Source organism: Variovorax sp. GW458-11-26-14-LB1, assembly GCF_059423965.1.
Genome location: NZ_JBWKYW010000021.1, coordinates 50,833 through 70,068 on the forward strand (window position 1 = coordinate 50,833; position 19,236 = coordinate 70,068).

Below are 19,236 nucleotides of genomic sequence, written 5' to 3' on the forward strand. Positions count from 1 at the left end.
AAGGAAAGCCTTTTTCATGACCACCATCCAAGCCGTCGTCTTCGACATGGACGGCATCCTGATCGATTCGGAAGTGCTCTGGCGCCAGGCCCGCGAGGAGTTCGCCGCAGACCACGGCATGACCTGGAGCTCCGAGGACCAGGAATCCACCATGGGCTGCAACACCCGCATGTGGTCGCGCCTCATGGTCGAGCGGCTCGACCTGCGCGCCAGGCTCGGCATGAACGAGGCCGCGATCGCCCGCGAAATCAAGGCGCGCCTGCTGGCGAAGTACGAGGTGCACCTGCCCGAGCGCGAAGGCGCCATCGCTGCGGTGCGCCTGGCGGCGACCCGCTACAAGGTCGCGCTGGCCTCCGGCTCACCGAACGAACTGGCGGCGCATGTGATGAAGGTGACGGGCCTCGACAAGGTCTTTCTGGCCACCACGTATGGCGACGATGTTGCGCACGGCAAGCCCGCGCCCGACATCTACCTCGACGTGCTGCAGAAGATCGGCGTGAAGCCCGAGCATGCCGTCGGCGTCGAGGATTCCGGCAACGGCATCCGTTCGCTGCATGCGGCCGGCATGGGCATCATCGCGGCGCCCGGGCCGGAGTTCCCGCTCGGGCCCGAGGTGCTTGCCCTGGCCGACGTGCGCATCGCCGAGCTGACGGCGTTCGACCTCGACCTCGTCGAGCGCGCCGGCGTGGCGCACCGGGCGCGGATGCGCTGACGGGCCGGGCCGCCCGAGGCCCGAAAGAAATCAGCGGCCCTCGACCGCGTGCCCCGCAATCGCATCGATCACCGGCGCCCACGTCACCTTCGGCAGCGCGTGGCCCATGCCCTCGATGGTCACCATCCTCGCGCCGGGCACGTGGCGCGCCACGTCCTTCCCGCATTCGATCGGCACCAGCGGATCGACATCGCCGTGGATCACCAGCGTCGGCGCCTTCAGCGACGCCAGCCGCTCCCTGCGGCTGCCTGACGCGATGATGGCTGCGAGCTGGCGCGCGTAGCCGGCCGGGTGCAGGCCGCGTTCGAAACTGCGTTCCGCGCGCGCGGCGTCGAGTGCTTCCTCGTCCGGATGCGAGCCGGCGCGCAGCACCTTCATCACCTGCTGCTGACGCGCGATGTAGCCGTCGCGGTCCAGCGGCGTGGGCGTGAGCAGCACCTGCAGCGCCTGCGGTTGGGGCGGCGGCAGGTCGGGGGCGCCGCTGGTGGCCATGATCGACACCAGCGTGCGCACGCGCGCCGGATGACGCAGCGCGATCTCCTGGCCGATGGCGCCGCCCATCGAGGCGCCGACGATGTGGGCACGATCGATGCCCAGCGCATCGAGCAGGCCGACCGCATCGTCGGCCATGTGGGCCAGCGTGTACGGCACCTGGCTCGCGCTCACCGGCACGCCGGCCAGCGCCTGCCCGAGCAGCTTGGCCACGTCGGGAATACCCGCGGCGCTCAGGCGCGTGGACTGTCCGATGTCGCGGTTGTCGAAACGGATGACGCGGTAGCCGCGACCGGCCAGGCGCTCGCAAAAAGCTTCGTCCCACGCAATCATCTGCGTGCCCAGGCCCATGATGAGCAGCAGCGGTGGCGCCGCCGGATCGCCGAAGCAGTCGTAGGCCAGCTCGATGCCGTTGGACGAAGCGAACGAAGGGGAAGAGGGGTCGCGTTGCATGGGGCGTGGCGGTGAAAAGGAAGGGGAGAGAAAGGAAGAGAAGCGAAAGGCAACCGTCGCGCGTTGCGCTTTGTGCCCTGCGGCCGGGACGGTGTTTCGTGGACGATCTTTCCGTGGGGCACCAGCGTGAGAAAGGTTCGTTCAGACCAACCGGGAGTGACTTCGGGACAATTTGGCGCTATCGGGAAACTCCGAGTCTGCGCGTGCAGAACGCTTCGATATCCTGCGACGACCTTGGAGTGCGAGGCCAGTGGCGGCCTCGCCATCGAAGGCATGTGTTCTGAAGGGATTGATCGTCGTGCATCGTTCGCCACCCGACTTCGCGTCACGCGTCTACGGACCCCAGCGCGTCGCAGCCATCGTCGCCACCCTGGTCGAAGAAGGCATCGCACCGGAACAAACCCTGAGCGGAAGTGGCCTGACGGAAGACCAGCTGCGCGCACCGGCGACGCGGATTTCCTACGAGCAGGCGGCCGTGGTCTTCCGCAACGCGGTGCGCCTCGCGCCCGGTCCCAGCATCGCCTTTCGCGCGGGCATCCGCATGCACCTCACGGCCTACGGCATGTACGGCTACGGGCTGCTGAGCAGCCCCACGCATGCCGACCTGATGGACTTCACCATCAAGTACAACCGCGTCATGGGACCCGTGGCCGGGCCGGTGTCGTACACCTGCAGCGGCGGCACCGCGGTGCTGCCCTACGAGGTGCTGCTGTCGTCCGATCCGCAAGACCCGCTGTACCGCTTCGCGCTCGAGTTCGCCTTTGCGGTGCACCTGCGGCTGGGCCGCGATCTCTTCGGTCCTTCGTTCGGTCTCTCTGCGCTGCACGTGCGCTTTGCCGAGCCCGAAGATTTGAGCGCCTACCGCACGCTGTTCTGTTGCCCCGTGGCGTTCGGCCAGCCGCGCGACGAACTGCATGTGGGCTCGCCGTGGGTGGGCCATCCCTCGCGGCTGCCCGACTCGGTCACGCATGCGATGGTGAGCGAGATGTGCCAGCAGGTGCTGGCCGATCTGCCGCGCTCGGGCGGTGTCTCGTCGGTGGTGCGGCGCACGCTGATCGACCACATGCCGTGGCGCTTTCCGACCATCGAGCCGATGGCTTCGGAGCTGTCGATCCATCCGCGCACCTTGCGCCGACGCCTCGAGACCGAAGGCACGACCTACCGCGGCATCCTGGCCGACGTGCGTCGCGTGCTGGCCATCGAGTACCTGCGCACCACGCGCATGACCACCGAGGAAATCGCCGAGCGGCTGGGCTACAGCGACGCCTCGAACTTCCGCCACGCCTTCGTGCGCTGGACCGGCCGCAGCCCGCAGGACTACCGCGCGGCGAAGGCCTGAGCCGCACCTGCGCGATGCCGCATCGGGCATCGTGAATCACTGCTGATCCCCACGCGCGCGCCCTCGTGCGGCGTTCGCGTGGCCGTCGATCCACACATCTGTTCGCAGTTGTGAGTCACGCCTGCGCGTCGTTCAAATGCGCGTCCCGAAATCACCGCGAAGTGGTCGCATCGCACCTTTCCTTGTCGACGTCGCCGCGAAAAGATGGTGCCCAGAGCAACGACAACAAAGTGCCCGATCCGAGCCTCACTGAAGGCCCGGACGAGGCCGACAGGAGACAACACATGGATGCACCTCGCGCGTGCCGGCATGCCCGGCACGGACTGGACGTACGCGGCGGGTTCACACCATGCATGCGTGCCGCCGCACAGGCCGGGCGCCGCCGTTGCGCGGCGCCTTCACCCCTTTTCCCCGATCTCGATCCTCTCTCGAACGACCGCCCGACCGGGTAGCCGTGTGCATCGCGTCTGCACGTCGGGCTTTTTCTTCGCCTCTCTTTTTTCTCTTTCCCTTTCCCTCCACTCCCGAGATGACCATGACCGAATCTTCTTCGATGGCCCCGCCGTCCCGCCGCCTGCTGATGCTCGAGTGGCGCGCCGTGGCGGAGCTGTCCGCGTTCTTCACCATGGCCCCGATGCTGCGCATGGCGCCCGCGGGCGACGGGCATCCCGTGCTCGTGCTGCCCGGCCTCTCGGCGAGCGATGCCTCGACGCAACCGCTGCGCGCTTTCCTGCGCGACCGCGGCTACCGCGCGCACGGATGGAAGCTCGGCCCCAACTTCGGCCCGCGCCCCGGCGTGGAAGACCAGATACAGGAGCGCCTGGCCGAGCTGCACGAACGCTATCAACGCAAGGTGAGCATCGTCGGCTGGAGCCTGGGCGGCGTGTTCGCACGCGAGCTGGCACGGCGCGCGCCTTCGCAGGTGCGCAGCGTCATCACGCTGGGCAGCCCGTTCGCCGGCGAGCCGCGCGCGAGCAACGCGTGGCGGCTGTACGAGATGGTGAGCGAGCGCAAGGTCGAAGACTGGCCCGAGCGCGAACGCATGCGCACGCCGCCGCCCGTGCCGGCCAGCGCCATCTACAGCCGCAGCGACGGCATCGTGGCCTGGCAGGGCTGCCGCGAACGCGAGACCGCGACCTCGGAAAACATCGAGGTCGAGGGCAGCCACTGCGGCCTCGGCCACAACCCGGTGGTGCTCTACGCCATCGCCGACCGGCTCGCGCAGCCCGAAGGCCAGTGGAAGCCGTTCCGCCGCGAAGGCCTGCGCCGCCTGCTGTACCTCGACCCGCACCGCGACGTGCGCAAGGCCGCCTGACGCGCCGCATCACCCACCCGTTCACTTCCTGGAGACGCACATGAACAGCAAGCCCTGGCTGGCTTCCTACCCCGAAGGCGTGGCGTGGGACCACGCGATCACGCCCACCTCGGTCCAGCAGATCCTGGCCGACGCCGTGGCCGGTTTTCCCGACCGGCCGGCCATCGACTTCATGGGCAAGCGGCTGAACTACCGCGAGCTCGGCGCGCTGGTCGACCGCGCGGCCAAGGGGCTGCAGGCCCTGGGCGTGCGCCCCGGCGTGCACGTGGGCCTGTTCCTGCCCAACACGCCGCACTACCTGGTCGCACTGTTCGGCGTGCTGCAGGCGGGCGGCACGGTGGTCAACTACTCGCCGCTCGATGCGGCGAAGGTGCTCGAGCACAAGATCGAGGACAGCCAGACCGACTTCCTCATCACGCTCGACCTGGCCGCGCTGTACCCGCAGATGGCCGCCATGCTCGGCAAGACACGGCTGAAGAAGCTCGTCGTCGGCAACCTCGCCGAGATGACGGGTGCGCCCGAGCAGGTGGCCGCGCAGATGAAGGCGAAGAACGAAACGGTCGACATCTCCGGCGACGAGCACCACCTGCGTTTTTCCGAACTGCTCGACAACGACGGCCGCTACACGCCGCACCCCCTCGGCGATCCGCGCGAGGCGCTGGCCATCCTGCAGTACACGGGCGGCACCACCGGCCTGCCCAAGGGCGCGATGCTCACGCACGCCAACCTGTCGTCGGCCTGCGAGCAGGTGGTGATCACGCAGTCGGGCACGCCGCCCGTGCTGCAGATGGGCACCGAGCGGCTGCTCGCGGTGCTGCCGCCGTTTCACATCTACGCGCTCACGGTCAACCTGCTGCTGGGCGTGCGCCTGGCGGCCGAGATCGTGCAGCACCTGCGCTTCGACCCCAAGGCCGCGCTGCGCGACATCGCCGAAAAGAAGCTCACCACCTTCTGCGGCGTGCCCACCATGTTCACCGCGGTGATCGGCGACCCCGACACGCCGCAGTACGACCTGCACTCGCTCAAGCTGTGCAACTCGGGCGGCGCGCCGCTGCCGATGGAGGTGGGCGAGCGCTTCCGCGCCATCACCGGCACCTGGCTGGCCGAAGGCTGGGGCATGACGGAAACATCGCCCACCGGCACCTTCTCGCCCGCGCACGGCCAGCGCAAGGCGGGCTCGTGCGGCATTCCGCACCCAGGCGTGGTCATCAAGATGCTCGACCTCGAAGACCCCACGCGCTACGTGCCGCTGGGCGAGAAGGGCGAGATGTGCATCCAGGGCCCCAACGTGATGAAGGGCTACTGGAACAAGCCCGAGGCCACGGCCGACAGCACCACCTTCGACGGCCTCTTTCGCACCGGCGACGTGGGCTACATGGACGAGGACGGCTTCGTCTTCATCGTCGACCGCTGCAAGGACATGCTGCTGTGCAGCGGCTACAACGTCTATCCGCGCGTGCTCGAAGAGGCCATCTACCAGCACCCGGCCGTGCATGAGGTGGCGGTGATCGGCGTGCCCGACGAATACCGCGGCCAGTCGCCCAAGGCCTTCGTCACGCTCAAACCCGGCGCCGAGGCCTTCGACATCAAGGCCCTGCAAAGCTTTCTCAAGGAGCGCGTGGGCAAGCACGAGATGGTGCAGGCCCTGGAGATCCGCGCCGCGCTGCCCAAGACGGCGGTGGGCAAGCTCTCCAAGAAAGACCTCGTGGACGAAGAGCTGCGCAGGCAGGCCGTCGCCGCGGCCATCGCCTGAGCGCGCGCATTCCCCAATTCCCACCGATCCCACCGACGAAAGAGGCCACGCCATGGACCACCTGAGCAGCATGGACGCGTCGTTCCTGCACCTTGAAACCCCCGAGACGCCGATGCACGTCGGCAGCCTCATGCTCCTGGACCTGCCCGAGGGCTACCGGGGCGACTACTACGAAGACGTGAAGGGCATGCTGGGCAAGCGGCTGCACCTGGCGTCGGTGCTCACGCGCAAGCTCGCGCAGATGCCCTTCGAGCTGGCCGAGCCGGTGTGGATCGACGACGACGACATCGACCTGGACTACCACGTGCGCAGCCTCACGCTGCGCCGCCCCGGCACCATGGAGCAGCTGCACCACCTCGTGGCGCGCCTGCATTCCAGCCTGCTCGACCGCAGCCGCCCGCTGTGGGAGATGTACGTCATCGAAGGCCTGGAGAACGGCCAGGTGGCCTTCTACACCAAGGCCCACCACAGCGGCGTCGACGGCAAGGCCGGCACCGAGCTGGCCAAGGTGCTCTACGACACCACGGCGCAGATGCGCGAGGTGCCGCCCGCGCGCCGCAAGCGCGGCAGCGGCAGCCACTACCAGCTCGGCGTGGCCGAACTGCTGCAGGCGGCGGTGTCCAACTCGGCGCGCCAGTACCGCAAGCTCGCCGAGCTGCTGCCGGCGGCCGCGCGCGCGCTCACGGCGGCCGGCAGCGTGCTCGCGAGCCAGCAGACCGGCAAGGGCGAGCGGCGCCTCAGCTTGGGCATGGCGCCCAAGAGCATGTTCAACGACGCCATCACCAACCAGCGCTCGTACAGCACCATGTCGCTGCCCTTCGACGAACTCAAGGCGCTGGGCAAGCGGGTGGGAGGCACCGTCAACACCATCGTGATGGCGATGTGCAGCGAGGCGCTGGCCCGCTTCCTGAAGGAGCGCAACCTGCTGCCGAAGGAAGCGCTGATCGCCGGCGTGCCCGTGAGCCTGCGCGCGGAGGGCGACGACTCGATGAACAACCAGGTGTCGATGGTGCGCGTGGACCTGGCGACCGACATCGGCGACGCGGCCGAGCGCTTCAAGGCGATCCATGCCTCGTCGGAGGCGGCCAAGGCCGTGGTGCGCGAGCTCAAGCCCGTGCTCGGCGTCGACATGCCGATCACCGGCTCGCCCTGGCTCATGACCAGCCTGGCCTCGCTGTACGGCCGCTCCAACCTGGCACGCCGCGTGCCGCCCGCGGCCAACGTGCTGATCTCGAACGTGCCGGGCCCGGGCGCCACGCTCTATGTGGCGGGCGCGCGGATGATGCACTTCTACCCGGTGTCGATCCCGTACCACGGCAGCGCGCTCAACATCACGGTGCAGAGCTACGCGGGTTCGCTCGACTTCGGCCTCACGGCCTGCCGCCGCATCCTGTCGCAGGAAGAGTCGTACGAGCTGATCGGCCACCTGCGCGCGGCGCTGCGGCAGATCGAGCGGCTGCCCAGCGTCGAGAGCGCGGCCAAGCCGGCGGTCGCGAAAGAGGCGCCAGCCGAAGCCGTGCCCGCCAAGGCCCCGCGCCGCGCGAAGGCGCCGGCCGCCGCCAAGCCGCGTGCGGCTGCCACTGCTGCCGCACCCGCCAGCAAGAAGCCCCGCGCGCCGCGCAAGCCGGCCGCGCCTGCCAAGGGCAAGCGCGCCGCCGCCGCTGCCTAGCCTTCCCGCCGATCACTTCACCGACCGACCCCAAAGGAAAGCAAGACCATGACCCCCACTTCTGCGCAGGTCCCCGCCCGCGCGCCGTACAACGCGGCGGACGAGGCTTTGTTTTCGAAGGTCAGCTGGCACCTGCTGCCGCTGTTGATCCTCTGCTACATCGTCGCCTTCATCGACCGCATCAACATCGGCTTCGCGCAGCTGCAGATGAAGCAGACGCTGGACTTCAGCAACGAGGCCTATGCGCTGGGCGCGGGCATCTTCTTCATCGGCTACTTCCTCTTCGAGGTGCCCAGCAACCTCATGCTCGAGAAGATCGGCGCGCGCAAGACGTTGCTGCGCATCATGTTCTGCTGGGGGCTCGTGGCCTCGGCCATGATGTTCGTGGAGACCACCACGCAGTTCTACGTGCTGCGCTTCCTGCTGGGCGCGTTCGAGGCGGGCTTCTTCCCGGGGATCATCCTGTACCTCACCTACTGGTACCCCTCGGCGCGGCGCTGCAAGGTGATCTCGATCTTCATGACGGCCACGGCCATCGGCTACCTGCTGGCCGGCCCGCTGTCGGGCTGGATCATGAAGTACATGAACGGCCTGGGCGGCCACCACGGCTGGCAGTGGCTGTTCGTGGTGCAGGGGCTGCCGGCCTCGGTGCTGGGCATCGTCGCGTTCTTCTACCTGAAGGACAAGCCCGAGCAGGCCGGCTGGCTCACGCCGTCCGAGAAGCTCGCACTGCGCCATCACCTGGACAACGAGCCGCATGCCGTGGAGACCGCGTCGCACGGTTCGTTCTGGGCACTGCTGCGCGACCCCAAGGTGTTCACGATGGCCTTCGTGTACTTCCTGTTCCTGGGCGCCAACTACACGCTGGTGTTCCTGGTGCCCACGCTCATCAAGAACTGGGGCGTGGGCGACGTGTTCATGGTCGGCCTGCTGTCGGCCATTCCGGCGGTCTTCGGCGCCGTGGGCATGGTGTTCGTGGGCCGCAGCTCCGACAAGCACCTGGAGCGGCGCAAGCACTTCTTCTTCTGCGTGGCGCTGGCCTCGGCGGGCCTGCTGGTGGCCGTGTTCAGCGGTGGCAACCTGGTGCTGGCGCTGGCGGGCCTCGCGGTCATGAGCATCGGCCAGTCGGCCAACACGCCGATCTTCTTCGCGGCCATCAGCGAGTACCTGCCGCGCAAGTCGGCGGCCGGCGGCATCGCGCTGATCAGCAGCCTGGGCAACCTCGGGCCCGCCGTGATGCCGGTGATCACCGCATGGATCACTACCGCCTCGGGCAGCTCGGACAACAGCATGTTCCTTGCGATCGGGCTGTGGCTGTCGTCCGGCGTGGTCCTGCTGCTCGTCATGCGGCCCGCCGCCGCGCGCCGCTCGCAGCTCGCGACGGCCTGATTTTTTCGTTACCTGCTATTTCACTCACCAAGGAGATTCAATTCATGGCAACCAGCAAGACCGCAGCCAACGCCAACCCGCTCTTTCCGACGGCGCTGCCGTCGATGGAAGATTTCAGCAAGCTGATCGAGCAGCTCAAGCTGCCCGGCGTGGACGTCGGCGCGCTCGTGGAGTGGCAGCGCAAGGACATGGAGGCGCTGGCCGAGGCCAACCGGCAGGCCTACGAGGGCATCCAGTCGCTGGCGCAGCGGCGCGGCGAGATCCTGCGCGACACGCTGGCCCAGTGGCAGGACGCACTGAAGGACGCCACCGGCAAGGACGCCATCTCCAAACAGGCCGAGGTCGCGCAGCGCGGCGTGCAGCAGGCCGTCGACAACTTCCGCGAACTGGCGCAGCTGGAAGCGCAGGCGCGCAACAACAGCTGGAAGGTGGTGCAGGACCGCCTGAACGAGAACATGGCCAACCTGCAGCAGCTGCTGCAGCCGAAGAAATAGGGGCGCTCCCGCGGACGCAATGTCCGCGCAACGACTGCTGGTAGCCTTGCCGGATTGCTCAGGCGCGCCTCGCCCCGCGAGGTCGCGCGATCCGGATGAATCAGAAAGGACTCAGCGCGTGGTTGTGACAGGGAGAAGATGGGGCGCGTGCGCCGCGTTGACGGCGGCATTGCTGGTGGGCGCATGCTCCACCACGCCCAGCACGCCGGTGGCGGGCCCCGGCGAGTACGTCGTGCAGACGGGCGACACGCTCTACCGCATCGCGCAGCGGCACGGCCGGACGACGGCCGAGATCGCCCGCTGGAACCAGATCAAGGACCCCGACCAGCTCGAAGCCGGGCAGGTGCTGCGCGTGGTGCCGCCCGGCGGCGCCGCGACGGGGGCTGCCACGCCTCCGCCGCGCAGCAGCGGCGGCAGCAGCAGCAGTACAGAAAAAGCCAAGCCCGCGCCCGCACCCCGCGAGCGCGACCCCGTGGTGCCGCCCGCCTCGCGCCGCAGCGACTGGGGCTGGCCGACGCAGGGCGCGGTCATCGCCGGCTTCAACGGCAACAGCAACAAGGGCCTGGACATCGGCGGCAGCAGCGGCGAGCCCGTGCACGCGATCGGCGCCGGCTCGGTGGCTGCGACCGAAACGATGCGCGGCTACGGCAGTGTCATCATGGTCGACCACGGCGGCTCCTACATGTCGATCTACACCAACGTGGGCACCGTGGGCGTGAAGCAGGGCCAGCGCGTGCAGCGCGGCCAGAAGATCGCCGAGATCGGCCCGGCGGAGGGCGGCCGCGCCAAGCTGCACTTCGAGATCCGCTACCGCGGCAAGGCGGTCGATCCGCGGCTGTATCTGCCGGCGAAGTAAGCCGTCAGCCCTGCGGCCGCGTGAGCAGGTCGAGCTCGGCCCGCAGGCGGCGCACCGCGACTTCATGGCGCCGCGTCTGCGGCCCGCGTCCGTGCGTGCCGGCCTTGAGGATGAGCCGCAGCTGCTCGCGCTGCAGCTGTGCCTTCAGGCGCCGGGCGCGTTTTCCGAATTCCTTGCCCATGTCGCGGCGCACGCGGTAGCGCAGCAGCGGCGCGCCCAGGCGCACCCATTCGTCGTCGCGGATCAGCTCGCGCTCGGGCACGAAGTAGGCGGCCAGCGCATGCAGGTAGGTGCCGTTCTCGCGCGCGGCGGCGCGCCAGACGAAGGCGGCGGCGATCACCACCGGGATGCCCTTGACGATCAGCAGCAGCGCGATGCCGACAAAGCCGTCGTCGAAGCGGTCTTCCAGCAGCGGCGAATTCCAGATGAAGTGCATCGCCCACGCCAGCGCGAAGTAGAAGAGGGCGCAGCCGATGCGCGCCGCCATCGGGCGCTGCGGGTTCAGCAGGAACCACGCCACGCCGAACGAGGCGATGGTCGTGTAGGCCGCGTGGCTCCACAGCCCGCTCAGCAGCCCGCGCATCAGCAGGTGGTAGAGCACCGGGTACACCTGGTTCTCGAGCGGGAAGTTCACGGCGCTGTTCACCGTGTAGCTCAGGTTCTCGATCACCTGGAAGCCCAGCCCGGCCATGGCGCCGACGATCAGCACCGACAGATACGTTTCGAACTGGTTGCGCGCGATCAGCACCAGCAGGATCACGCCCGCGAGCTTCAGGAATTCTTCGGTGATCGGCCCCGCGATGGCCGGCCCCCACGCCGCCACGAACTCCGGCGACACCAGCTTGGCGCACAGGCTCTGGATGGCGATGTTGGCCGGCGCCGCGAAGTACACCGCGCCCAGCCCGCCCCATGCAAAGGCCAGCACGTAGGCCTCGGGCGGGTGCTGCTCCAGCAGGTCGAGCGTGCGGAAAAACAGCACGAACGCCGCCGTGTAGCCGCCCCACACCAGCAGGCCCAGCAGCGCGGTGACGGGCACCACGCGAAAGCCCAGCGAGAACATCGAGACCGTGTAGAACAGGCCGTTGAGGATCAGCGCCGCCAGCAGCCAGAACGCGGCGCGCTGCGGCTGGAAGAACGAGTCGGTGCCGATGGGCCAGTCGGCGTCTTCCTGCGTCGCGACGGGCGCTTCGGTGGCGGTGCTCACAGCGGTGCCTCCAGGTCCATCGAGTCCAGCATCCTGCGGGCATCGGCCAGCGCTTCGTTGAAGCCGTCGGTGGGGCCGTACACGTCGATCTGCACCAGCGAGCGACGCGGCGTGTCGACCACCTGCCAGAAGCGGCCGGCGAGCTTGGCGCCGTAGTAGGCAAAAGTCTTGCCCTGCAGGCCCCAGCCGGTGACGAAGTCGGACACGTCGCCTTCGACGGTCAGGCCCTGGCCGCGCTCCATGAGCCGCTGCTGGCGCACCATGGGGCCGTCGGGCCCGCCCATCCACAGGCGCGTGGTCACGAGGAACTTGTGGCCGCCCTTGAAGAGCATGAGCGACTGGCCGGCCTTGGAGCGCGACACGTCCATCTGCCAGCCCGGCGCGGGCTCGAAGCGCGCGTGGGCGACCGACACGGTCTCGCCCGCGGGCAGCGGCCGGCTGCCGGGCGTGTGGTTGTTCCAGAAGGTCAGGCCGCCGACGTACGCGGCAATGGCCAGGAGGATCGCGAGCGCGCCCGGCCAGGTGCGGTACGGGATGCGGCGGGACGGTTGAAGCATCCGTGGATCGTGCCACACCGAGGCGACGGCGCGGGGGCGCCGCCGCTGTTGTCAGGCGCTCAGAACGCCATGCGAATACCAACGTCGTAGCCCAGCGCGCGGTGCGGCTGCATGCCGTTGGTGGTCGCGTAGGCCGGCTGCGGGAAGATCGCCGGCAGGCTCAGCACCAGCGGCGTCACGCCCATCACCGTCGGGTTGTTGCGGCCGTTGGCGATGTGGATGCGCGCCACCGAGGCATACAGCGCCGTGCGCTTGGAGAGGTTGTGCACGTAGCCCAGCGCCAGCTTGTTCACCGACGAATTGCCGTCGGGCAGGCCCAGCCCGTTGACGAAGCGCACGCGCGCATACGAGGCGCGCACCACGCCCGCGCCCAGCGGCACGTTCACGCCGGCCATGAGGCCGTCGTAGCGGTCGCTCAGATTCAGCGCGCCGTTGGCGAAGGGCGTGGCGCTGTGGCGCACGTCACGCACGCGCGACCATTCGCCGAACACCTTCACCACGCCGAAGTCGTAGGAGGCGCCCAGGTTCAGGCTCTTGATCTTCTCGCTCTGCGCGGCGGCGCTGGCCAGCGTGCTCTCGCCGTAGCCCAGCGCCACGTCGGCCGGTCCGCTGGCCCAGCCGATGCGCCCGCCCACGTAGCGCCCGCGCTGCGAGGGACTGTCGGGCACGTTGCTGACCTTCGTGTTCTCGTGCAGCGCGTACTGCACCTGGCCGTAGAAGCCGCCCAGGTTCGGCGGCAGGAAGTAGCTGATGGCGTTGCTCGTGCGCAGGTAGCTGTCGGTGCCCGCGGAGAGCCCGCCGTTCAGCAGGCCGCCCGTGGCCAGCGCGCGCGAGGCCGCGATGTTGCTGTTGACCACCGCGATCAGGTTGGTGCCCACGCCGTTGACGCTGAAGGGGTCGAACACCGCGTCGTTCCAGAACGAGGCCGTGTAGTCGCGGCCCAGGCGCACTTCGCCGAAGGGGCCGCTGAGGCTGAGCGTGGAGCGGCGTCCGAAGTTCGTGATGCCACCGCCCGTGTCGTTGCTCAGCGGCGCCTCCAGCCAGAAGCTCGCGGCCAGCCCGCCGCCCAGGTCCTCGGTGCCGCGAAAGCCGATGCGGCTCGAGGCATTGCCCGAGGGCGACAGCACGGTCTGGCTCTGGCGCAGCTCGGCCGGGCGCAGCGGGTTGTACGAACTGCTGGTGGTGCGGTAGTGGCTCACGCCCGCGTCCATCACGCCGAACAGCGTGAGCGAGGACTGGGCGAGGGAAGCGCCGGCAGCGAGGGTTGTGGCTGCGGCGGCGATGAGGGTCTTCTTCTTCATGGTCTTGTCTCCTGGTTGTTGTGTGTGTTGTCGTCTCTGTCGTCGTGGGGGCTGTGTGTCAGGGCGCCCAGCGCAGCAGCGCGAGCACCAGCGCGGCGATGAACACGGTCTCGCCGACCATCAGCACCACCGGCTTGAGGCCCACGTCGACCAGCTCGCGCAGCTGCGTCTTCATGCCGATGCCGGCCATCGCCGCCACCAGGAACCAGCGCGACAGGTCGCTGCCCGCGGTGGTGAGCGGGGGCGGCAGCCAGCCCGTGCTGTTGAGCGCCACCAGCGCGGCAAAGGCCACCGCGAACCACGGCAGCAGCGGCGGGCGCTGGCCGCCCACGGCCTTGCCGGTGGCGCGCGTGAACATCACGGCGAACAGGATCACCGGCAGCAGCGCCGCCACGCGCATCAGCTTGACCAGCGTGGCCGTGTCGCCCGTGGCCTGCGACATGCCGTAGCCCGCGCCCACCACCTGCGCCACGTCGTGGATGGTGGCGCCCAGGAACACGCCGGCCGTGTGTTCGTCCATGCCGAGGGCGCGCGCGATCAGGGGGTAGGCGATCATCGTGAGCGTCGACAGCGCCGACACGCCCACCACCGTGAACAGCGTGGCGCGTTCCTTCAGCGGATGCGGCGGCAGCGCCGCGGCCAGCGCCAGCGCGGCCGAGGCGCCGCAGATCGCGGTGGCGCCGCCGCTGAGCAGGCCGAACAGCACGTTGAAGCCCATCAGCCGCGCCACCACCATCGACACCCCGATGGTCAGCACCAGCGACACCGCCACCAGCAGCACCGGGTGCCAGCCCAGCGCCACCACCTGCGCGGCCGTGATGCGCAACCCGAGCAGCGCCACGCCCCAGCGCAGCACGTGGCGCGCGGTGAACTCGATGCCGGGTTTGCACGGGCCCTCGGCCGAAAGGAAGTTCATCGCCATGCCGAGGATGAGCGCGAACAGCATCACCGGCGCACCGTAGTGCTGCGACAGGAAGGTGGACGCGGCGGCGACCACCGCGCAGGCGAGCACGCCCGGAAAGAGCAGGCGGCCGCGCGCCGGCCATGCGGCGACAGACAAGGCGGTCATGGAAACCTCAGGGGACGAGCACGGTGGCGCCGGTGGTCTTGCGGCCTTCGAGGGCGCGGTGCGCTTCGGCGGCGTCGGCCAGTGCGAAGCTCTGCTGGGGCTCGCTCACGATGCGACCGGCCAGCACGTGGCCGAACAACTCGTCGGCCATCGACAGCATGTGCGGACGCGGGTGAATGTAGTGAACCATCGCGGGCCGCGTGAGCCAGATCGAGCCCTTGGCGGCCAGCACCTGCGAATCGACGACCACGGCGCCCGACGAGGTGCCATTGCTCACGAGCGTGCCGCGCGGCTGCAGGCAATCGAGCGAAGCTTCCAGCGTGTCTTTCCCCACCGAGTCGTAGACCACGGGAACGCCCTTGCCATCGGTGATCTCGCGCACGCGCTGGGCGATGTTCTCGCGCGAAGTCACGATGGTGTGGGTGCAGCCGTTGGCCTTGGCGACCGCAGCCTTCTCGTCGGTGCTGACGGTGCCGATCATCGTGACGCCCATGGCGCGCGCCCACTGGCAGGCGATGAGGCCCACGCCGCCAGCGGCTGCGTGGTACAGGATCGTCTCGCCACCCTGGAGCGGATAGACCTGCCGGAACAGGTACTGCGCCGTCATGCCCTTCATCATCAACGTGGCAGCGGTGCGATCGGAGATGCCATCGGGCAACGGGATCAGAACGTCAGCCGGCATCACACGCACCTGCGAATACGCCCCCTGCGGCCCGATGAGGTAACCCACGCGGTCACCCACGCGAATGTCGGTCACGCCGGGCCCCACGGCCTCGACCACGCCCACGGCGTCGGAACCGAGTCCGTTGGGCAACGTGAGCGGATAGCGCCCCGTACGAAAGTAGATGTCGATGAAGTTGACGGCGATGAGGCTGTGGCGCACGCGCGCCTGCCCCGGGCCGGGTTCACCGACTTCGACGTGTTCGAGCTTGAGCACGTCGGCGCTGCCGGTCTCGTGGAAGCGGATGGCTTGGACCATGGGGAGTTTCTTTCGGTAGGAAGGGCAGGCGGGCAGAAAGGGCTCAGTCCGCCGAGAGTTCGTCGATGAAGGCCTGCGCGCCCGGCCATTCGCCGTAGCCCGAGGCGGGGTTGAGGTGGCCGACCTCGCCGAGGTCGACCAGGCGGCTGCCCCAGCCCTGCGCCATCTGCACCACGCGCTCGAACGGCGCCAGCGGGTCGTTGCGGCTCGCCGCCACGATGCTCGGGAACGGCAGCGGCCCGCTGGGCACCGGCAGCCAGCCGCCGGCGCGCAGGGCCTCGACGCGGGGGTAACCCTCGGGCATCGGCCGTTCGAAGTCGGGTGGCGTGGCCAGAAGGGCGCCGCGCACCGGCCGGCGCGTGCGCTGCGCCCAGTGCGCCAGCATCACCACGCCGCCGCTGTGCGCCACGATGACCAGCGGGCCCTCGACCGCCTGCGCTTCGCGCTCGATGGCCGCCACGCGCGCGGCGCAGTCGAGGTCGTCGCGGCCCATGGGCGGCACCGCGCGCACGCGCGGCAGGCGTGCGGCGAGCAGGGTCTGCCAGTGGCTGGCGACGGCGTCGCGCAGGCCGGGAACGATGAGGACGGTGGGAGCAGTCATGTCGGCCTGCACCCTCACTGGTTGAGCTGGATGTTGTAGGTCTTGACGATCCGCGCGTTGCGCTCGTACTCGTCGTGCGTGATCTTCGCGAGCTGCTCGGGGCTCTCGCTGGTCATCGGCACGAAGTTCTGCGCGATGAGCCGCTCCCGCACCTTCGGGGAGGAGGCGGCTTTCGTGAGGACCGCATTGATCCGCTTGACGAGGTCGTCGGGCATCTTTGCCGACACGATGGCGCCGGCCCAGTTCGAGAAGTCGATCTCGTCGAAGCCCTGCTCGGCCATCGTGGGCACCTCCGGCAGCTGCGCCAGCCGGGTCTTGGCTCCGACCCCGAAGACCTTCACCTTGCCGGCCTTGATCAGGGGCAGCGACGTGACGATGCCGTCGAACAGGATGTCGACCTGGCTGCCCATCAGGTTCTGCAGCGCCGGCGGCGAGCCCGGGAACGGCACGTGCTGCAGGTCCAGCCCCGCCTTGCGGGCAAAGATGGCGCCGGCGTAGTGCGAGCTGGTGCCCGCGGAGTACGAGGCGTAGCTGCCCGGGCTGCCCTTGCCGGTCTTCAGGTAGGCGATGAGGCCTTTCAGGTCGTTGGCCGGCACCGACGGCGCGCTCACCAGCACCATCGCCGAGCGCGCCACCATGGTCACCGGCTTCACGTCCTTGACCGGGTCGAAGCTGGTCTTCATCACCAGGGGAATCTCGGTCAGGATGTTGCTGACCATGAACATGATGGTCTGCCCGTCGGGCGGCGCGCTGTTGAGCGCCTGCACCCCGATGGCGCCACCGGCGCCCGGCTTGTTGTCGACGATCACCGGCTGCCCGATCTCGGCCGAAATCGCGTCGGACAACACGCGGGCCACGACGTCCATGGTGCCGCCCGCGGGCGCCGGCACCACGATCCGCACCGGCTTGGTGGTCCAGGCATGGGCGAGCAGGGGCGCGGCGGCCAGGGCGGCTGCCCAGGGCTTCAGGCGGCGAAGGATGTTGTGGGTTTTTTTCATCGCGATGTCTCCAGGTGTTCTGGTGCCGGGGGTGTGCGGTGCTCAGGCCGCCTTGCGCAGGAAGCCCTGCTGCGCGCCGTTGCGGTTCGGCGCGAAGCCGTTGGCCGCCAGCGATTCCTCGACGGTGTCGTAGAAAACGCCGATCTTCGAAATCTCGCGCGCCTGCTTGGCGGTGGCGATGGGGCGGCCGAACTGGCGCGAGATGGCCACCAGCTGCTCGACCTGCGCCACCGTGCCCATCTTGGCGGAGCGCGACTGGTTCCAGAGGTTGTCCTCGATGCCGCAGCGCACGTGCAGGCCCATGGCGATGCCCATCATGTTCACGGGCAGCACGTTGCGCATGGAGCTTTCCACCGTGAGCACTGCGCCGTCGGGCACGGCGCGCACGAAGTTGGCCAGGCTGTAGATGTTGGGCACGTCCATGCCGCCGCCGATGGCCACCCAGTTCATGACCAGCGGGCCCTTGTAGACGCCGCGGCGCATCAGCCGCTCGACCGAGTCGAAGCTGTTGATGTTGTAGCACTGGAAGGCGCTCTGGATGCCGGCCTTCGTGAGGCGGCGGATGTGCTCCTCGGCCCAGCCCGGCTGCGCGGGCACGGTCATTTCCTTGTAGGCGCGGTAGACCTCGGGGTCTTCCATCGAGGTGCCCCGGGTGTCGGCGTCGTCCCAGTGTTCGACCACGTTCATCTGAGAGGTGTTGATGGTCACCGTCACCTGGTCGGGCGTGGGCTCCAGCTCGGCCAGCATGTGGCGCGTGTCGTCGCTCAGCCACTTGGCGGCGGCGCCTTCGCTCTCGGGCGCGAAGCTGATCGAGCCGCCGACCTGGATGATCATTTCGGGCACGGCCTTGCGCACGCCGGCGATCAGCTCGTTGAATTTCGACAGCCGCTTGCTGCCCTTGCCGTCGAGTTCGCGCACATGCAGGTGCAGCACCGTGGCGCCGGCGTTGTAGCAGTCGACCGCCTTCTGGATCTGCTGCTCCATCGTGACGGGAATGTCTTCCGGAAAGTCGGCGGGCACCCACGACGGTGCGTAGGGCGCGGCGGTGATGACCAGCGGCTGCTGGTTTTCGGGGAACAGATGGCCGTCGAGAAAGTTCATGGCAGGACCTCGGGAGAAAGGAAGAAGGAAGGGAGATGGCGCAGGACGTGCCCGCTCAGAAGACCGCGTCGCCGACGATGCCGGCGCGTTCCATCTTTCGATGGCAGGGCGGGTAGTCCATGACCGCGTAGTGCTGGGTCGAACGGTTGTCCCACATGGCCACGTCGCCCGGCTGCCAGCGCCAGCGCACCTGGTACTCGGGGATCTGCACCTGGCTCACGAGGTAGGCCAGCAGCAGGGCGGCGCCGGGCTGGTAGTCCTGCCCGTAGCGCACGTTGGCCGGCGTGTGGAAGTTGGTGAAGTGGGTCGTGAAGCCGTTGACGAACAGGATCTTCTCGCCCGTGTCGGGGTGCGTGCGCACCACCGGGTGCTCGGCGTCGGGAAACTGGGCCTTCAGCGCCAGGCGCTTCTCGATCGGCATCGCGGCGCCGAAGGTGGCCTCGATGCTGTGGCGCGCACGCAGCCCGGCAATCTGCTGCTGGATGTGCGCGGGCAGCTTCTCGAAGGCCAGCGCCATGTTGGCCCACATCGTGTCGCCGCCCACCGGCGGGCATTCGACGCAACGCAGCACGCAGCCGAAGGGCGGCTTCTCGCGCCAGGTGGCGTCGGTGTGCCAGCTGTTCTCGTAGCGGTCGACCGGCGTCTCGGGGCTCTTGTAGATGCGCACCAGGCCCGGGTGCTCGGGGTCGCTGCCGACCACGGGGTGGTCCTCGAGTTCGCCGAAGTGGCGGGCGAAGGTGACGTGCTCGGCGCGCGTGAGTTCCTGCTGGCGGAAGAACAGCACCTTGTGCTGCACCAGCAGCGCGCGGATCTCGGCCGCCAGGCCGGCGTCGCGCGAGGCCTCGGCCAGCGACACGTGGCGCAGCTCGGCGCCGATGGCGCAGGTCACGGGGTGGACCTGGATGCCGCGCGTGTGCACGGCGGGGGCCCCGTTCGAGAGGCCTGGCTGGATCG

At 68.9% G+C, this 19,236-nt stretch carries 18 protein-coding genes; 8 read left to right on the forward strand and 10 right to left on the reverse strand.

Annotated features, from left to right (window positions below; all coding sequences use genetic code 11):
• Positions 1-16 precede the first annotated feature (16 nt).
• A complete protein-coding gene (locus AC07YS_RS15860; RefSeq protein WP_495268494.1) occupies positions 17-712 on the forward strand; it encodes an HAD family hydrolase in 696 nt (231 codons plus the stop codon).
• Positions 713-742: 30 nt separating this feature from the next.
• On the opposite strand, the gene AC07YS_RS15865 is transcribed toward AC07YS_RS15860, so the two are convergent.
• On the reverse strand, positions 743-1,657 hold the full coding sequence (locus tag AC07YS_RS15865) for an alpha/beta fold hydrolase (RefSeq protein WP_492731138.1): 915 nt from the start codon (positions 1,655-1,657) through the stop codon (positions 743-745).
• 298 nt (positions 1,658-1,955) lie between these two features.
• Between AC07YS_RS15865 and AC07YS_RS15870 the strand changes: the two genes are divergently transcribed.
• From AC07YS_RS15870 to AC07YS_RS15900, 7 genes are all read left to right on the forward strand, one after another.
• Positions 1,956-2,996 (forward strand): AraC family transcriptional regulator, encoded by a 1,041-nt coding sequence (locus tag AC07YS_RS15870; protein ID WP_159275467.1) that lies wholly within the window; start codon positions 1,956-1,958, stop codon positions 2,994-2,996.
• A 535-nt stretch (positions 2,997-3,531) separates the two neighbouring features.
• Complete coding sequence (locus AC07YS_RS15875; protein ID WP_495268493.1) at positions 3,532-4,311, forward strand: esterase/lipase family protein; 780 nt, start codon at positions 3,532-3,534, stop codon at positions 4,309-4,311.
• Between the two features lie 40 nt (positions 4,312-4,351).
• A complete protein-coding gene (locus AC07YS_RS15880) occupies positions 4,352-6,064 on the forward strand; it encodes a long-chain-fatty-acid--CoA ligase (protein ID WP_495268492.1) in 1,713 nt (570 codons plus the stop codon).
• Positions 6,065-6,116: 52 nt separating this feature from the next.
• The gene (locus AC07YS_RS15885) at positions 6,117-7,733 is read left to right on the forward strand and encodes a wax ester/triacylglycerol synthase family O-acyltransferase (RefSeq protein ID WP_495268491.1); all 1,617 of its coding nucleotides are present in this window, start codon (positions 6,117-6,119) and stop codon (positions 7,731-7,733) included.
• A gap of 48 nt (positions 7,734-7,781) precedes the next feature.
• Positions 7,782-9,122 (forward strand): MFS transporter, encoded by a 1,341-nt coding sequence (locus tag AC07YS_RS15890; protein ID WP_495268490.1) that lies wholly within the window; start codon positions 7,782-7,784, stop codon positions 9,120-9,122.
• 44 nt (positions 9,123-9,166) lie between these two features.
• A complete protein-coding gene (gene phaP, locus AC07YS_RS15895; protein ID WP_062482377.1) occupies positions 9,167-9,616 on the forward strand; it encodes a TIGR01841 family phasin in 450 nt (149 codons plus the stop codon).
• Positions 9,617-9,791: 175 nt separating this feature from the next.
• The gene (locus AC07YS_RS15900) at positions 9,792-10,472 is read left to right on the forward strand and encodes a peptidoglycan DD-metalloendopeptidase family protein (protein ID WP_495268489.1); all 681 of its coding nucleotides are present in this window, start codon (positions 9,792-9,794) and stop codon (positions 10,470-10,472) included.
• Positions 10,473-10,476: 4 nt separating this feature from the next.
• Here the strand turns inward: AC07YS_RS15900 and AC07YS_RS15905 are convergent, their stop codons facing one another.
• From AC07YS_RS15905 to AC07YS_RS15945, 9 genes are read right to left on the reverse strand one after another with little or no spacing between them, the layout of a single operon-like run.
• Entirely contained in the window at positions 10,477-11,676 is a 1,200-nt protein-coding gene (locus tag AC07YS_RS15905) for a PrsW family intramembrane metalloprotease (protein WP_495268488.1), read from the reverse strand.
• Positions 11,673-12,233 (reverse strand): hypothetical protein, encoded by a 561-nt coding sequence (locus tag AC07YS_RS15910; RefSeq protein WP_062482400.1) that lies wholly within the window; start codon positions 12,231-12,233, stop codon positions 11,673-11,675. Before AC07YS_RS15910 ends, AC07YS_RS15905 begins: the two co-directional genes overlap by 4 nt.
• Positions 12,234-12,292: 59 nt before the next feature.
• Positions 12,293-13,534: a porin gene (locus AC07YS_RS15915; protein WP_495268487.1), complete on the reverse strand. Its 1,242-nt coding sequence runs from the start codon at positions 13,532-13,534 to the stop codon at positions 12,293-12,295.
• 58 nt (positions 13,535-13,592) lie between these two features.
• The gene (locus AC07YS_RS15920) at positions 13,593-14,603 is read right to left on the reverse strand and encodes a YeiH family protein (protein WP_495268486.1); all 1,011 of its coding nucleotides are present in this window, start codon (positions 14,601-14,603) and stop codon (positions 13,593-13,595) included.
• A gap of 7 nt (positions 14,604-14,610) precedes the next feature.
• Entirely contained in the window at positions 14,611-15,582 is a 972-nt protein-coding gene (locus AC07YS_RS15925) for a quinone oxidoreductase family protein (protein ID WP_495268485.1), read from the reverse strand.
• 43 nt (positions 15,583-15,625) lie between these two features.
• Positions 15,626-16,183, reverse strand: coding sequence for an RBBP9/YdeN family alpha/beta hydrolase (locus AC07YS_RS15930; protein ID WP_495268484.1), 558 nt, complete (start codon positions 16,181-16,183; stop codon positions 15,626-15,628).
• Between the two features lie 14 nt (positions 16,184-16,197).
• On the reverse strand, positions 16,198-17,181 hold the full coding sequence (locus AC07YS_RS15935; protein ID WP_056573291.1) for a tripartite tricarboxylate transporter substrate binding protein: 984 nt from the start codon (positions 17,179-17,181) through the stop codon (positions 16,198-16,200).
• A 42-nt stretch (positions 17,182-17,223) separates the two neighbouring features.
• Positions 17,224-18,282: a beta-keto acid cleavage family enzyme gene (locus AC07YS_RS15940; RefSeq protein WP_062482971.1), complete on the reverse strand. Its 1,059-nt coding sequence runs from the start codon at positions 18,280-18,282 to the stop codon at positions 17,224-17,226.
• 55 nt (positions 18,283-18,337) lie between these two features.
• Positions 18,338-19,186, reverse strand: a complete 849-nt coding sequence (locus AC07YS_RS15945; protein WP_495268513.1) for a TauD/TfdA dioxygenase family protein — start codon at positions 19,184-19,186, stop codon at positions 18,338-18,340.
• Positions 19,187-19,236 lie beyond the last annotated feature (50 nt).